18 protein-coding genes are annotated in these 14062 nt (G+C 45.8%); 16 read left to right on the top strand and 2 right to left on the bottom strand.

Features of this window, described 5'->3' with window-relative positions:
- Positions 1–233 precede the first annotated feature (233 nt).
- Positions 234–668 carry a hypothetical protein gene (locus AB6735_RS15315; RefSeq protein ID WP_370996719.1) on the bottom strand — a complete coding sequence of 145 codons (435 nt, stop codon included), beginning with the start codon at positions 666–668 and terminating at the stop codon, positions 234–236.
- 162 nt (positions 669–830) lie between these two features.
- Here AB6735_RS15315 and AB6735_RS15310 point away from each other — a divergent pair, with 162 nt between their 5' ends.
- The 10 genes from AB6735_RS15310 to AB6735_RS15265 all read left to right on the top strand — a co-directional run bounded on the left by AB6735_RS15310 (position 831) and on the right by AB6735_RS15265 (position 7084).
- The gene (locus AB6735_RS15310) at positions 831–1319 is read left to right on the top strand and encodes a hypothetical protein (protein ID WP_370996718.1); all 489 of its coding nucleotides are present in this window, start codon (positions 831–833) and stop codon (positions 1317–1319) included.
- A gap of 602 nt (positions 1320–1921) precedes the next feature.
- Positions 1922–2830 (top strand): toprim domain-containing protein, encoded by a 909-nt coding sequence (locus AB6735_RS15305; RefSeq protein ID WP_370996717.1) that lies wholly within the window; start codon positions 1922–1924, stop codon positions 2828–2830.
- A 168-nt stretch (positions 2831–2998) separates the two neighbouring features.
- Positions 2999–3409, top strand: coding sequence for a plasmid mobilization relaxosome protein MobC (gene mobC / locus AB6735_RS15300; protein WP_370996716.1), 411 nt, complete (start codon positions 2999–3001; stop codon positions 3407–3409).
- Positions 3410–3576: 167 nt separating this feature from the next.
- Entirely contained in the window at positions 3577–4860 is a 1284-nt protein-coding gene (locus tag AB6735_RS15295; protein WP_370996715.1) for a relaxase/mobilization nuclease domain-containing protein, read from the top strand.
- A 17-nt stretch (positions 4861–4877) separates the two neighbouring features.
- A complete protein-coding gene (locus AB6735_RS15290) occupies positions 4878–5507 on the top strand; it encodes a ParA family protein (protein WP_370996714.1) in 630 nt (209 codons plus the stop codon).
- A complete protein-coding gene (locus tag AB6735_RS15285) occupies positions 5504–5839 on the top strand; it encodes a hypothetical protein (RefSeq protein ID WP_370996713.1) in 336 nt (111 codons plus the stop codon). The genes AB6735_RS15290 and AB6735_RS15285 overlap by 4 nt, the downstream gene beginning before the upstream one ends.
- Entirely contained in the window at positions 5836–6099 is a 264-nt protein-coding gene (locus AB6735_RS15280) for a hypothetical protein (RefSeq protein ID WP_370996712.1), read from the top strand. Before AB6735_RS15285 ends, AB6735_RS15280 begins: the two co-directional genes overlap by 4 nt.
- Positions 6096–6389: a hypothetical protein gene (locus AB6735_RS15275; protein ID WP_370996711.1), complete on the top strand. Its 294-nt coding sequence runs from the start codon at positions 6096–6098 to the stop codon at positions 6387–6389. The genes AB6735_RS15280 and AB6735_RS15275 overlap by 4 nt, the downstream gene beginning before the upstream one ends.
- Position 6390: 1 nt before the next feature.
- Entirely contained in the window at positions 6391–6684 is a 294-nt protein-coding gene (locus tag AB6735_RS15270) for a DUF4134 family protein (RefSeq protein ID WP_345955228.1), read from the top strand.
- Between the two features lie 91 nt (positions 6685–6775).
- The gene (locus tag AB6735_RS15265) at positions 6776–7084 is read left to right on the top strand and encodes a DUF4134 domain-containing protein (RefSeq protein ID WP_091151819.1); all 309 of its coding nucleotides are present in this window, start codon (positions 6776–6778) and stop codon (positions 7082–7084) included.
- Here the strand turns inward: AB6735_RS15265 and AB6735_RS15260 are convergent.
- Positions 7081–7395: a hypothetical protein gene (locus AB6735_RS15260; protein ID WP_370996710.1), complete on the bottom strand. Its 315-nt coding sequence runs from the start codon at positions 7393–7395 to the stop codon at positions 7081–7083. The genes AB6735_RS15265 and AB6735_RS15260 overlap by 4 nt on opposite strands.
- On the opposite strand from AB6735_RS15260, the gene AB6735_RS15255 reads away from it, so the two are divergent.
- Genes AB6735_RS15255 through AB6735_RS15230 form a run of 6 tightly spaced genes read left to right on the top strand, consistent with a single transcriptional unit; the run spans position 7370 to position 14059 of the window.
- The gene (locus tag AB6735_RS15255; RefSeq protein WP_370996709.1) at positions 7370–10168 is read left to right on the top strand and encodes a helicase HerA domain-containing protein; all 2799 of its coding nucleotides are present in this window, start codon (positions 7370–7372) and stop codon (positions 10166–10168) included. The genes AB6735_RS15260 and AB6735_RS15255 overlap by 26 nt on opposite strands.
- Positions 10134–10787, top strand: coding sequence for a hypothetical protein (locus tag AB6735_RS15250; RefSeq protein ID WP_370996708.1), 654 nt, complete (start codon positions 10134–10136; stop codon positions 10785–10787). The genes AB6735_RS15255 and AB6735_RS15250 overlap by 35 nt, the downstream gene beginning before the upstream one ends.
- The gene (locus AB6735_RS15245; RefSeq protein ID WP_370996707.1) at positions 10784–11452 is read left to right on the top strand and encodes a hypothetical protein; all 669 of its coding nucleotides are present in this window, start codon (positions 10784–10786) and stop codon (positions 11450–11452) included. The genes AB6735_RS15250 and AB6735_RS15245 overlap by 4 nt, the downstream gene beginning before the upstream one ends.
- Positions 11449–12120, top strand: coding sequence for a hypothetical protein (locus AB6735_RS15240; protein WP_370996706.1), 672 nt, complete (start codon positions 11449–11451; stop codon positions 12118–12120). Before AB6735_RS15245 ends, AB6735_RS15240 begins: the two co-directional genes overlap by 4 nt.
- Positions 12117–12896 carry a hypothetical protein gene (locus AB6735_RS15235; RefSeq protein ID WP_370996705.1) on the top strand — a complete coding sequence of 260 codons (780 nt, stop codon included), beginning with the start codon at positions 12117–12119 and terminating at the stop codon, positions 12894–12896. The genes AB6735_RS15240 and AB6735_RS15235 overlap by 4 nt, the downstream gene beginning before the upstream one ends.
- A complete protein-coding gene (locus AB6735_RS15230) occupies positions 12896–14059 on the top strand; it encodes a plasmid transfer protein (RefSeq protein WP_370996704.1) in 1164 nt (387 codons plus the stop codon). Before AB6735_RS15235 ends, AB6735_RS15230 begins: the two co-directional genes overlap by 1 nt.
- Positions 14060–14062: the final 3 nt, after the last annotated feature.

Raw genomic sequence — 14062 nt, 5'->3', positions numbered from 1 at the left:
CGTTCTTTATAGCACCGAAAACGTGCAAGTGGAAAAACCAGAGAAAATCGTAAAACTTATAAGGGGCAATACGATTACGGTGCGAAGCACCGTAATCTCAAGGTGTATTTCGTACCTGCAAAGGCGCAAAAGCACCGTAAGCGCATTGGTTGGCCCAGTTGAAAATGCTTCAAAAATTTCTTATAAGTTAATTCAAAAAAATAAAACGAATACATGATAATTGTTAAATTTATTCAAGAAACATGGTTAGGATAAACAAAAATGTCTCTTATATTATCGTACTTAACAAGTCCTGTTTTTTCTAATTGTTCGTAAACAGCTGTCATTTTCTTTACCCTGCTTTCTTCGGGGATTACCGGTGCAGATTTTGAGCTTGAAATAATATTTTTTTTATAGTACCTATGAAGTTCGGGCAGCATTGCTTCGCAGATGTTCATGCCTTTTACGCCATTACCCTCATCTCTGGTCTGAGATAAAATTTTGGCTTCATTATCGTTTTCAAGCACTTGAAAAGTGTAGGTTCCTTGTATTCCCTTATCAATAGGACGGACAGTAAATTCATCAACAATTATATTGTTGCCATCAGGCTGCAAAAATTCGCCTTTGCCATAAAACCAATAGAAATCTAATTCTACATTATTCCAATTTTTACTTTTAAATTTATTCATATTACAAAAATAGACCAGGTACAAAGATTTGTAAAGACCATTTTATCAGTAAATTCATAATGTGCCAGCAAAAAACCTTTTGCTTTCTTTGCATATATTGGATACTTACAACTAACTTCTAAACGACCACTTCAAACTACTCTTTATAACCAAATAGTCTAAATGAATTATCTTACAATCTCAGGTGCCCTTTTACTCATTATTTCTTTTGGGACTTTTGGACAAGTAAAAGAGCAAAATTTAAGATTGCAAGTGCTTAAAAGCAATAGCGTAGGTCGTGAGTTTATCTTTAAAACGGAAGATAGATCTACGACTCATCTCACATACTTAGGTTGGCTTAGCTCAAAAAAGGGTGTTCACTTTAAAATTATGAATTCGGTTTGGTTATGGGGCCAAGCTCATCGCGCAACATCCCGTGTCTTAATTTTTGATAAGAATGATAAATATCTTGGTAATTATCCACTTACAATAATAGATGATCTTCCAACTTTTATCAAAGGCAATAAGCTAGTATTTATAAATAAACGTGGAAATAATTCTTGTGATCCTAAATTAACTACCTATGTTAATTTTGATGAGGGAATACCCAATGAGTTTTTTCGTAAATGCAGTGGTAAAAGTGGAGATATTTACACATTCGACAAAGAATAGATAGGCTTACTTTGTATTATGATAAAGTAAATTCAATTTAGAAATGCTTATTGAAAGTACGAAAACTAACCCACTTTATTGCTGCAAAGCTTAATATAGATGATTGATATTTGTATCAATCATTGTTAAAGTCTATGTGAGTGAAATTGTGAGTAGTTCTAAAAAGTCACCATCGCTTGATTATGGTTAAAATTAATTCAACGACTTTTTAAATTCCCGTGATGAGGTTGATTATTCCTTTATTTTTATAAATGAAGAAAATAGCTAACCAGGAAATGCTCATCAAATTATTGAAAACCAATACATTAAAAATTATTTAAGGGTCCGACCCTTTAAGGAACCCGGTAAAAATCTGCACTCTCCGAACCTTTGTACCGTCGATCAGGCAAGAACAAGTTCTCCTGACTCTACGGTCTTTGACATCGGGGAACGAAGCATTATCCACCTAAGAAATGGAAATTTTGCGAAGCTGAGATAGTATCAATAAAGCGAACGCGCATTGGCAGCCGGGAGGCCGTATTGTAGAATACGACGTGAGTAGTTCCGAACAACATATTAATAACCTGAAGGGGCCTCGTGCCCCTTTTTTTATGCCCGAAATTATGGAAAAACAACCACTAAAAGCCAGCGAGATTAAAGAAAAGTATTCTCTTGTTGACCTGTTAACGCACTTGGGCTATGAGCCGGTCAAGCGCATACGCAATGAACAGCTTTATTTGAGTATGCTGCGCGACTCGGATACGACGCCCTCCTTTTCGGTCAATGATAAGCAGGGTACCTGGTTCGATTTCGGCGAAGGCAAAGGCGGCAACATTATAGATTTTGGTTTGCAATATTGGAAAGGCTTGCCTTTTCCCGAAGTATTGGAAAAGATCGTATTGACCTGCGGCGGCTCAGTTCCGGTCTTAGCTCCACAGGTTTATAAAAGACAGCCACCCGCTGAAAAAGATTCTAATTATGAAATACTGGATATTAGAGACCTCGGCAGCAATGCCGCCATCCTGAATTACCTGGAAAGCCGGGGTGTCGGTCAGGTGGCGGAAGGTCGCCTCAAAGAAATTTATTATTACGTTGAAGCTGAAGATAAAAAGCGGCATAAGTTCTTTGCTGCAGGATGGCAAAACGAACATGGTGCCTGGGAAATCCGCAACCTGAATTTCAAAGGCTGCCTCGGCCGTAAGGCCATCAGCTTTATTCCGAATTCGGAAAAGAAGCTGGCGGTGTTCGAAGGTTTTTTTAATTACCTGAGCTGGCTCACAGAGAATCCATTCGCAGCGGACAGCGTGCTCGTTCTGAACTCCCTTTCTTTGCTTCAGGCAGGAATATTTAAAGCTCAGGACTTCCGGGACATTGCGCTCTACCTCGACAATGACCAATCAGGACGGCAGGCCACGCTTGATTTTACTTCTGCACTACCCTGGGCCAAAGACCGCGCCGTTATATATAGAGGCTACAATGATTACAACGATCTGATCGTCGCTGGGCGAACCAACTATCAGCTAAACCGATGAAAAACGAACAAGTTCCCTTTTGGTTTTTCCCCTTGCAAGATGTGCTCCTGTCCGACAAAAAACCGCTTCGCTCGTTTTTTGCCAGCCAGTCGCAATCTTGCCCTGGACTTCGCTCCGTACCTACGCAAAGACCAGGGAGTATCGTAAACTCGCAACTCGTTTACTCTGATGAATGGTAGAGGCAGAACAAAGGGCAGGCCGCAAATGCTGGCCGATAAAAGGAACAAAAAGATTGATGCCCGCTTTACCGAAGATGAATATGCTATCATCTGTGAGTTGGAAAAAACATTAGGCCTGACCAAAACAGAATTGGTCAGGCAGCGGCTGTTAAGCAATGCCGGTTTGCTGGTCGTGAATGCAAAGGAACTGATTGTTTTACTGGATCAGGTGGGTGCCGAGATGGGACGCTGCGGCAATAACATTAACCAGCTGGCAAAATATGCGAATATCCTGAAAAAGCAAGGTATGTTATCGCCTGTCGTGATCGAGCGGTTTAATGTTTTGTTTGAGCAATACCTCAAAAATCAACAAGCATTGGATGCCAGCCTGCGCAAAGTATTCCGGATGACCGGCGCTTAGTTCGGTGGGAACTTGTTTGTTGCGAATTTGTTCACAATGAATTTGGTTGGAGCGAATTTGTTTGCACGGCACTTATTCAGTCCGATTTTGTTTTAAGTGCACTTGTTCGCAGTGAGTTTGTGCGCAGTGAAAAAGTTCTGAATACACAAGTTCACTAAGAACAAATTATGATCGTCCATATCCTGCCGCCTGCCGGTGGCTTTCCAGCTGTTAGCTATAATACTGATAAGGTTGATGCAAATAAGGGCGAGTTGATGAAGGTGGCGAACTTCAGCGCTTTGCAGGGCCTGATGAACGTGCGCCCGGAGGATTACAAAAATCACCTTGCAATGGTATCGGCTACGAATAAGCATGTCAGACGGCCGCAGTTCCATGTGGTGATTTCAGCAGAAGGCCGCACTTATGACAAGCACGAGCTGACCGCCATTGGAGAGGAATGGCTGACGCAGATGGGTTATGAAAAACAACCCTCCCTGATCATTTTTCATAAGGATACCGCCAATAACCACATCCATTTGGTGACCGCACGCATCGACCGCACTGGTAAAAAGATCAGCGACCGCTTTGAAAAGATACGGGCGGTGGAGACTTTGAACCGCGTTTTGGGTATTGATCCCAAACATAACGCTAAAAGCGATATTGAAAATGCGCTGGCCTTCAGGTTTACCACTGAAGCGCAGTTTCGGATGATCCTGGAAAGTAAGGGCTATGTATTGAGTGAACAGGACGGGCTTTACGAGGTGATCAAATTCGGAAAGTTACAGGAAACCATCGACCGAAATTTGGTCACGCAAAGACTGAGCAAGGATGCCGATCAGCAGCGAAAGATACAATTAAAGGCCTGGTTCCATAAATATTCAGCCGCTCATGACACCTCCTTAGAGAAAGGGCGAAAAGGCTACCAGTCTGAATTTGCTGCAATTATGAAAGTCAAATTCGGGGTCGAACTGGTATTTCACGCTTCCGGCGATAAGCCGCCATATGGCTATTCCGTGATCGATCATTCCGGTAAAAATATTTTCAAGGGTGGTGAGATCATGCCTTTAAAGGAATTGTTAGCCATGCTCGTTTCAGAAAGCCCGGCAAAAGAAAAGCCACGGGTTCGTTACGAAAACAACACTAGCCAACTGAACTACTATGCCGCATTATTAAAAGCGGCGATGTACAACTACCCTGATCTGACGCAGGGTTTACAGCACCAGGCCCTGGTCATAATTAAAAACGAAAATGGCTTTACCCTCCATGATCCGGCAGCCGGTGTATTCATCAACACTGATGAACTGCTAAATGAAAAGCAGCAGCAGGTGTTAGCCAATCACTTTAGCACCGAACAACCGCAACGACAGCATCCGGCTATTCCCGGTATCAACCTGGCATCAGACGTAGACGATGATGCGGTATTAGGGATGAAGCGCCGCCGAAAGAAAAAAGCAAGAACCAATCTCCGCTGACAATTAAAACAAATCTTATGGTCATTATTATCGGGAACCAGAAAGGCGGTGCCGGAAAGAGCACGCTCACACTTTTGCTGGCCAATTATCTCACGCAAACCAAAAAGTGCAAAGTCACCGTGTTGGATATGGATTACCAGCAGTCGATCTCCCAAAAATTCGAGAAAGCAAAAATACTGGAGAATGCCGAACCTTACGAGGTATTGGCATTTGGGCTGGCCGACTTTCCAATGATGGCTGACACTATCCGGGACAATCCAAAGGATATTGTACTAATCGACCTGCCGGGTAAACTGGATGATGATGGTCTGATCGGTGTATTTAAAGCCGCACAGGTCGCCATCTGCCCTTTTGCCTATGACGAGTTCAGCTTTGAATCGACGATTCCTTTTGCTTTGGTATTGAAGAAAATCAACCCGGAGGTGCATTTATTATTTGTACCCAACCGCATCAAGGCCAATGTGAAGTACGAGATCAAGGCGGACGTGAACGACCAATTGAACCAATTGGGGCACGTTACCGAAGCAATTGCCGACCGGATCGATTTCCAGCGCACCAATACTTTCCAGACACCACTCAACGTGCAGGCGCTTTTGCTGCCTGTATTCGACCGGGTTTTTAAAGACTTTATCCAACCGTATTTATGAGCGAGATCAAAACGCTGGCCGACCAGTTAAGGAGTAAAATGGCCAAACCGGACACGCCGGAAAAACCTGTAAAAGTTGTTAAACCCAAATCAGCGAAGCCGCCGGATATTCCGGAGATCGTTTCATTGATGCGCAATCTCGATGTCAGCGCCAATAAAACACTGATCCATGCCCGTGTGGATGCGCAAACGGCAAAAATGATCCATCACCTGAAGATCGCCACCGGCATAGAGGTAACTCGCCTGATCTGCTTTTCTATAAGGCAGTTATTCGAGCAGAACCCCGAACTCAAATCATTAATCAAAGCACACTTAGCCAACTTCGAGCTATGAACCCAAAAATCCTTCGCCAGCAGCGCGACCCTGCCTTCAACGAGATATTAGACCAAATCAGGGCCTATGATAACAGCGACCATCACAGTGTCGTGCACATCAGGCTCGATGAATACACGGTCGTGATCCTCAACCAGCTGAAGCTGGCCACAGGCATTGACATTACCAGGGTAATGGCCTTTGCCATCAGCGACCTGTTGAAACAGCACCCGGAACTGCAGCTGGCTATTGACCAATTCTTAAAACAACTCAAAACATGAACTGGACCCATTTTTTACTTTGGCTGGCTGGCGGATATGGCCTTTACTATTTAATCGTCATCCTGACAGACCTGGCGCATAGCAAACGGCAGGACGTAGCCAGCGGAAATGCGCATGAACTGACCTTTTCCGAACAGGTCACGCCGGTTCAGCTGGCGGACCAGGCTGTACAGCCAACAAAATCCCCCAGCAAAAGTGAAGTGATCGGTTCCGGTGGGGTACCGATCACCGATCTCTTTCGCCTGGCCAAACAGGAAGCCATCATCTATACACGCTCTGTCAGCTTCTAATATGAAAGCATTTTTATTGACTTTTTGCTGCTGCCTGCTGGCATTGGGCGCAAGCGCGCAGCCTGGCATTTCGGAAATGCAGCAGGCGCAGCAAAATTTAAGATCGACTTTCTTTTCCGCGATGGACTGTTCGCTGGTGCTGGCCGCCGTGTTTGGCATTATCGGCGCAGTGCGTATTTACCATAACTGGCAAATGGGCCACCCCCGCATCGATGAGCAGGTGGCCGCCTGGTTCTTTGCCGCCTTTTTCATGGTGCTGGCAGGTGCCTTCCTGCGCGGCGTGTTTGGCCTTTAAGTTTTTTAATACCCCTCCATAACCCCGGCGGTTCTTCCGATAAATCGGGAGGCCGCCTTTTTTATTCCACTCAATTTTTAATACCCCTACAATGAACAAAATCAAAAAAATGTGGGCCACAGCCGTGGTCCTTGCCCTGGGTACGGCATCCGCCTTTGCCCAGAACGGTGTTACCGGCCTGAACTCTGCTACCACCTCCTTAAAAACCTATGTCGCCCCGGTGACCAATGTCACGCTGGTCATTGGCGGTATCGTCGGTATTGTCGGCGCTATCCGCGTCTACTCTAAATGGAACAGTGGAGACCAGGACATCAATAAGGAGTTGATGGGTTGGGGAGGAAGTTGTGTTTTCCTCGTGGTTTCAGCAGTTGTTATCAAAGCCTTTTTTGGCCTCACCTAATGGCCAGGCAATTCCAGGTATACAAGGGGCTCCAAAGGCCCCTCGTATACCGTGGTTTTAAAGGCAAGTATATCTATTGGGGTGTCGGCTCTTTGCTGGCCGGCCTGGTATTGGGCGCATTGACAATGGCGTTGGTCAATATGTGGCTGGGCCTGATCGTCCTTATCGCCGCCGTTGCAGGCGGGCTTGTCTTTATCGCCGCTAAACAGAAACAAGGCCTCCATATCAAAGCCCGCCCGTCGGGCATATTTATTCACCAGGTAAACTTCAAAAATCTCTCCCGTTATGGCCGGAAAACAAGTCTTTAACATTCCCTATATCGGTATCGACCATTATAATGGTATCGATATTTTAGTCGGTGCAGGCGGTGAATGTTCGGTGGTTATTCAAATCAATAACCCAGTTACCCGCTTTTCGGCTGCCTCTGCGGCTTACGATGAATTCCACGCGCTGATGATAAACGTGGTCAAGATCATGGGCGATGGGTATTTACTGCAAAAATCAGATGTGATCAGTAAGGAAGAATACCCGCTCAAAGATGGCGGCGAGTATTTGCAGCAGAAATATAATGAACATTTTGCCGGGCGCGATTATATCAGGGTCAATACTTATATCACACTGACCCGCCAGGTACGCAAGGGTGCTTTTTATGTTTTTGATAAAAAGATGCTGCGGGATTTCAGCCAGCAGTTGGACAAGGTCATGGACATTTTGGTTGCCGCAAAGACGACACCCGTGATCCTGATAGAACAGCAGCTCAATTTACTGATCATGCAGTTCCTGGCGATGGATTTTAAGCCGGAGCATATCGTGCTCAACAACTTCGCGCCGAACGATACCGAGATCAAAATGGGTGATCGCGCTATCCGCAATATCCCGCTGATCAATATCGATAACGTGGATTTGCCGCCATCGGTAAGTACGCACATCGAAATGAATGAAAAGGAAACTCTGCGGGGTTTCCCGGTGGATTTCCTTTCGTTCCTGTTCCGGGTGCCCGATTTCGAGGCAATCCTGTTTAACCAGGTCATTGATATACCCAGCCAGTTCATGACGCTCAAAAAGCTGGAACTGAAAAAGAAGCGGCACTCCGGCATACCAGACCCGGCAAATACTTTATGTGTCGAGGACATTGATTTGCTATTAAATGATGTGGCACGGGAGAACCAGTTATTGGTCAACTGCCATTTTAATATTGTGCTGGCAGCACAGCAGGACAAAATACAGAAAGCGGCCAATTTTATTGAAAGCGCCTTATTTGGTTTGGGTATAATGGCCAGCAAGAATGGCTATAACCAACTGGAACTTTACCGCTGCGCCCTGCCAGGTAATGCGGTGGAACTGAAAGATTACGACTGGTTCCTGACCACCTGCGATGCCGCCGTTTGTTTCTTTCTGAAAGAATCGATGCCGCTCGATGAGCCCTCCGATTTTTTGGTACGCTTTACGGATCGGCAGGGCGTACCGGTAGGTATTGACGTAGCCGATCTCCCGATGCGGACTAACAGAATCAATAACCGGAACAAGTTCGTGTTGGGCCCCAGCGGTTCTGGTAAATCCTTCTTCATGAATAGCCTGATCGAACAGTATATGCTGTTCAATATGGATATGATCATTGTGGACACCGGCCATTCTTATTCCGGCTTATGCGCTTATTACAAGGGCAAGTACATTACCTATACTGATAAAAAGCCGATCACGATGAACCCCTTCCAGATTACCGTGGAAGAATTCAATATCGAGAAAAAGGATTTCCTGATCACACTGGTCGGCCTGCTTTGGAAAGGTGCCGATGGTACTTTCAGCCAGGTGGAGCGGGATGTAATCAGCAATGTGATCAATGCCTATTACCTGCAATACTTTGAGCAGGGAGAACTACCCCCGGTCTCCAAAAAGGACCAATTCGCCATCCGCAAAAAAGTACTGGAAGAAATGAAAGGCGGTAGCGGGATTCTGCCATTCGCTGATTTTGAAATTGAAGTGCTGGACAATGATCTTGCCGGTGAACTGTCGCGCGATGACCAGGTTCTGATAGATGGGCTGACCCATTCCGGCGATACGCTGACTCCAAACGAAGCCAATCCATTTCGCGTGGCCTATGATGAAAAGTTTCACCAGGCCGTTAAGGAAGAACAGTTGCGCCGCCTGAAAGCCGAGGGCAAGCCGCATATCGAACAGTTAAACTTCAACAGTTTTTATGAATTCGCGCTCTGGAAGATCCCGGAGATCAAGCAGGAAGAACGCATTCCGTTCGATGTGGATGAGTTTCGCTATGTTTTGAAGAAGTTTTATAAGGGCGGCGAATTTGCACAGATCCTGAACGAAGCGACAGACTCATCGCTGTTCACGGAGCGCTTCATCGTCTATGAAATTGACGCCGTGAAGGAAAATCGGGTTCTCTTTCCAATCGTTACGCTGGCGATCATGGATGTATTCATTCAGAAGATGCGCTTCAGGACATCACGCCGAAAGGCTTTGGTCGTCGAAGAGGCATGGAAAGCGATTGCAAGCCCTTTAATGGCTTCTTACCTTTTATACCTCTACAAAACAGTCAGAAAGTTTTGGGGAGAAGCCATTGTGGTTACCCAGGAATTGGGCGATATCATCGGTAACGCGGTAGTTAAAGACAGCATTATTAATAATTCCGATACCATCTGCCTGCTTGACCAGACCAAGTTTAAAGATAATTATAACGAGATCGCCGCCCTGTTATCGATAAATGAAACTGAGCGAAAAAAGATATTTTCTATTAACCAGTTGGAGAATACCGATGGACGAGGGCGCTTTAAAGAAGTGTATATCCGGCGCGGTGCGGTTGGCGAGGTCTATGGCGTAGAGGTCAGCCTGCACCAGTATTTGACTTTCTCCACGGAGAAGCCGGAGAAATCGGCACTCGAAGTTTACATCGAATATTTTGGTAGGTATCAGCACGCGTTAGACCTTTTTGTCAATGATTTTCACTCCAGTAAACTGTCCCTCGCACAGTTTGTCAGCCATATTAATCAAATCGATCATCCTTTTTTCTATGACATCTATGAAGATAACATTAATGCTCCTTATCCTCCTGCCCTTATTGCTGTGTAAAGCCGTGTTCGGTCAGGAAATCGTCGTTGACCCGGCGACTTCGGCAGCTATTGCGGTCAACAGCGCCGTGATCAACGGCCAGTTAAATACAACTAATAATAACCTGAGTGCGATCCAAAAAGGCCAATTGGCCGTGACCGGGCAACTGGTTATTGTCAATGACCTCCAAAACAAGATTTATACCGGCCTGAGCCAGGTAGCTTCGGTCATTAATAACCTCACCTCCATCAAAGAGATCGCCAGTTGCGGAACCGATATTGTAAATGATGTGGGCCAGGCGATAACCATAGCCAAATCTGATCCGGTACTCCTGTTGTTTGCCGAGGAAGGCGCGCGTGAATTTCAAACGCGCGCCGTAACACTTGCCGGGGATGTCAGCGCTTTTGTGCTCAGAGGCGGAAATAATATGATGGATGCCGGAGAACGCGGCAAGCTGCTCAACCATATTGAGAGCGAAATGCAGATCCTGCGCGGCATTGCTTACGGTATGGGACGGGCGATGTACTGGGCGAAAATGCGCGGGATATGGGCTTCGCTCAATCCCTGGGCCGAATGGAAGAACATGGATGTCCAGATCGCAAATGATGTAGTAAACAACGCGAAATACTTAAAGCAATGAAGTTATTTATAGTATTGCTACTTTCAGCTTGCTGCTTTTCCCTTTCCGCATCCGCACAGCAAAGCACCCTCGACATTGCAGGCATCCACCAATTAATCGATCAGTCCAAGTCGGAACATACACAGCAGGTCAAGGCACGGAACAGCCAGGCGACAGTTACGGCCAATGAGCAGGCGAATTTAACGCTGCTTACTAAGATGAAGAATATGTACCGCACCCTACAAAACAGGTACAATACTTTAGGTACGGCCATTAACATCGCGGACATAGGAATTTACGCGGTGCCTGAAGTGAAGCAGATCGTAAGCTACCAGGCGCAAATCATAAGTCTGGTGGAAAAGAACCCGGCACTTGCATTTTTGGGTTATCAAACAGAAATTGAGTTTGTCGAAAAAGCACAGGGGCTGATTGGTTATGTGACAGGACTGACCTTGTCGATTGGCGATGTCAACCAGATGAAGGCTTCAGACCGGAAACTGTTATTTGATTACGTGCTCATGCAGCTATCAGAAATACAGGAACTATCCGGCAACCTCGTCACTACGCTAACCTATTCCAGCCTGAACTCCCTGCTGCGCTCCATCAACCCATTTCAGAATTATATCGATCAGGATAAAAACGTCGCTGAAAGTATTATTCAAAACGCCAGATACCTCAAACAATGAAAAAGCTATTTCTTTTATTCCTTTCGGCTTTCGCCTTTTACCTTTCGCCTTGCTCCGCACAGCAATACGTTTTCGACCCGAAATATTTCGCTTCTGTCGAAGCTAACCAGGCGGTTCGCAGCAGCGCAGAAGAAACCCATAATCAGTATTTGGGCAAGATCAACAATAACATTGAAGACCTGAATACCAACGTAGGTTCGGTAGTGCTGGCGCAGGAAATGATTTATAACGGTTTGTCCAATGTCAACTCCGCTTTAAAGGATGGCTTGGAGGTCAAATACATGGCGACCATTACCGCCGATATGATCAGTTATCTGAACCAGGCATTGGCTTTAGGCAAATCCGATCCTTACTTATTGTTATTTGCCACCAATATAGCCAACGAAATGAAGGTGAGGTCACTGGCGCTGGTCAGCGAGGTATCGACCTTCGTGCTGAAATCCGGCGATAATATACTGGCTGATTATAACGGGCGCGACCAGCTATTGAAAAAGGTCACGACTACCTTACAGATTTTAGACGGTCTGGCCTATGGTGCCTGGCGCGCCATGTATTGGGCCAAACAGCGCGGCATTATCGCTACGATCAACCCATGGCAGGACTTTATCAATAAGGACAAATACTTCGTCCAGCAAATTATTACTAACGCTAAATATTTAAACCAATGAAATCAATAATCTTCCTTTTCGTTTTTTGCTTTTGCCTTTCGGCTCTTAAAGCCCAATCTATCATCAAGGATGATGCGGTGGATAACCAAAGCCAGCGCATGGTGTTCCAGCAATGGGATCAGAACAAGTTCTACCCCAAAGCGGGATTTTTAAGTTTGAACCCTTATTACTGGTTGGTTTGGGGACTGTTTGATCCGAATTACCATAAAACAGACATCCGGCCTTTGAGCGCCAATGGACAGCAAACACAGCGGCTGGCTTTAGTGGCGACCATGAACGGTATCGATAACCGTTATAAGCTGCAATCCGATACGGCACGCAATACGGCGCTATCGCAAATAGCTTTGCAGTCGGGTTTGTTGTCAGATGCCGACCCCTTGTGGCTATTATATTATAAGCAGCAATTTAACCCCTTACTGAATTATACGCCGGTTTCCATTTTAGGGGGCTTGTCCCCGCAGGTAAGCGGCAAATTAGTATCCGAAGGACTTTACGGGTGGTACACCGGGGAACTGGATAAATTAAAGGAGAGGCTGAACGGCGCACGTTCCACCGATATGGATCGCGGTTCACGGATCATGGCTTATTACCGGATGCTGAACGATTACAAAAACCTTTCATCCGTTTGGGCGATACGGACCTCGACTGCACAAATGACTTTGGATATGGCTGCGCATCAGCAGGCCTTGCAAAAAGGCATGGTCACTATTCCCAACTGGACGCCGAACAGTGATGTGCAGATTGCCAACAAAATTATAATGAACGCTAAATACTGATGAAGAAGAAATTATCCATTTTATGCCTGCTGTTTACCCTTTGGGGAACGGCAGGCTTTGCCCAGACGACTACCGTCGATACCGCTATCAGCCGAAAGTCACTGCAATACTTACAGGGCGATGCCGTCTATGAAAGCGGTGTTATGGTATTTTTAAAGGGCCTCAAAAATTCGATCTGGACACATTTCGATTTGTTCATATCGGATGCACAGGCGCTGGCCGCAATTTTTATGATCATCTTTTTTGCCATTAAGAGTTACGAAATGATGGTGGGCGATAAGCGTATGGAGATCATGCCTCTGTTACGGCCTTTTGGTTTAGCGATGATCATTATCTGGTGGGGTGGGTTCGTGAAAATGATTGCTTTCCCTACGGATTTAGTTGCCCAGCAGACTGAGCAAATGTTTGACAGCGTGCAGAGCGATGTAGACGGTTTGCGCTTTACACGCGCTAACCTGATGCTTCAGGTTGCCAATTCACTCTATACCTTCCAGGCGCAGGCCGATGTTGCCGAAAAGGAAAGCGATACCTGGTACGGGCAGGCATGGAACACCGTGACCAGTACGGTCAAACAGGGCATTGCCGATGTAGTGTCCCCACTATTGGAATTGAAGAACCGGCTTACTGTCGGGATGCAATTGCTTTTTACGCAGTTGTTGGAATTGCTCGGCATCTGGATTCTCAGGATAGCCGTGTACATAATTTTTATGATTCAAATTATCTATTCCTCAATCCTCATTATCCTTGGTCCGTTTTCGGTGGCGGTCAGTATTTTACCTGCTTTCCGAGATAGTTTCAGCACATGGGTCGCCCGTTTTGTTTCGGTCAATTTGTATTCGGGTATCGCATATCTCATTATGTATTTATGCGGACTGATGCAGCAATACGCGCTTACTTCCGAAATCAGTAAATACCAGGAACTCGTTGGCAGGACTGGTGCGCCCGCCGATATAGCCAAGCTGGCGGTTTTTGCTGGTAATGGAATTTTATCATTTGGTACCGTGATCATCGTTTTTGTCATCGGCGCGATCTGTATGTTTACCGTGCCCAGCATTTCTACCTGGATAATTTCTACATCAGGTATCAGCTCGGCAGCTTCCAACTTTGGCCGTGGTGCCAGCACAATGGCGGGTGCCACCCGCATCGTCGGCAGTTTCATCTAACCT

This window comes from Mucilaginibacter sp. RCC_168, assembly GCF_041355315.1.
In the GTDB taxonomy this organism is placed as follows: Bacteria; Bacteroidota; Bacteroidia; order Sphingobacteriales; family Sphingobacteriaceae; genus Mucilaginibacter.
Note: the sequence above shows the minus strand (reverse complement) of the source record. Positions and strands in the feature narration are given on the sequence as shown.

Bases quoted from the DNA above. Each gene is read 5' to 3' on its own strand.
- AB6735_RS15315 (WP_370996719.1), bottom strand. From the start codon at position 668: ATGAATAAATTTAAAAGTAAAAATTGGAATAATGTAGAATTAGATTTC.
- AB6735_RS15310 (WP_370996718.1), top strand. From the start codon at position 831: ATGAATTATCTTACAATCTCAGGTGCCCTTTTACTCATTATTTCTTTT.
- AB6735_RS15305 (WP_370996717.1), top strand. From the start codon at position 1,922: ATGGAAAAACAACCACTAAAAGCCAGCGAGATTAAAGAAAAGTATTCT.
- mobC (WP_370996716.1), top strand. From the start codon at position 2,999: ATGAATGGTAGAGGCAGAACAAAGGGCAGGCCGCAAATGCTGGCCGAT.
- AB6735_RS15295 (WP_370996715.1), top strand. From the start codon at position 3,577: ATGATCGTCCATATCCTGCCGCCTGCCGGTGGCTTTCCAGCTGTTAGC.
- AB6735_RS15290 (WP_370996714.1), top strand. From the start codon at position 4,878: ATGGTCATTATTATCGGGAACCAGAAAGGCGGTGCCGGAAAGAGCACG.
- AB6735_RS15285 (WP_370996713.1), top strand. From the start codon at position 5,504: ATGAGCGAGATCAAAACGCTGGCCGACCAGTTAAGGAGTAAAATGGCC.
- AB6735_RS15280 (WP_370996712.1), top strand. From the start codon at position 5,836: ATGAACCCAAAAATCCTTCGCCAGCAGCGCGACCCTGCCTTCAACGAG.
- AB6735_RS15275 (WP_370996711.1), top strand. From the start codon at position 6,096: ATGAACTGGACCCATTTTTTACTTTGGCTGGCTGGCGGATATGGCCTT.
- AB6735_RS15270 (WP_345955228.1), top strand. From the start codon at position 6,391: ATGAAAGCATTTTTATTGACTTTTTGCTGCTGCCTGCTGGCATTGGGC.
- AB6735_RS15265 (WP_091151819.1), top strand. From the start codon at position 6,776: ATGAACAAAATCAAAAAAATGTGGGCCACAGCCGTGGTCCTTGCCCTG.
- AB6735_RS15255 (WP_370996709.1), top strand. From the start codon at position 7,370: ATGGCCGGAAAACAAGTCTTTAACATTCCCTATATCGGTATCGACCAT.
- AB6735_RS15260 (WP_370996710.1), bottom strand. From the start codon at position 7,395: ATGTTAAAGACTTGTTTTCCGGCCATAACGGGAGAGATTTTTGAAGTT.
- AB6735_RS15250 (WP_370996708.1), top strand. From the start codon at position 10,134: ATGCTCCTTATCCTCCTGCCCTTATTGCTGTGTAAAGCCGTGTTCGGT.
- AB6735_RS15245 (WP_370996707.1), top strand. From the start codon at position 10,784: ATGAAGTTATTTATAGTATTGCTACTTTCAGCTTGCTGCTTTTCCCTT.
- AB6735_RS15240 (WP_370996706.1), top strand. From the start codon at position 11,449: ATGAAAAAGCTATTTCTTTTATTCCTTTCGGCTTTCGCCTTTTACCTT.
- AB6735_RS15235 (WP_370996705.1), top strand. From the start codon at position 12,117: ATGAAATCAATAATCTTCCTTTTCGTTTTTTGCTTTTGCCTTTCGGCT.
- AB6735_RS15230 (WP_370996704.1), top strand. From the start codon at position 12,896: ATGAAGAAGAAATTATCCATTTTATGCCTGCTGTTTACCCTTTGGGGA.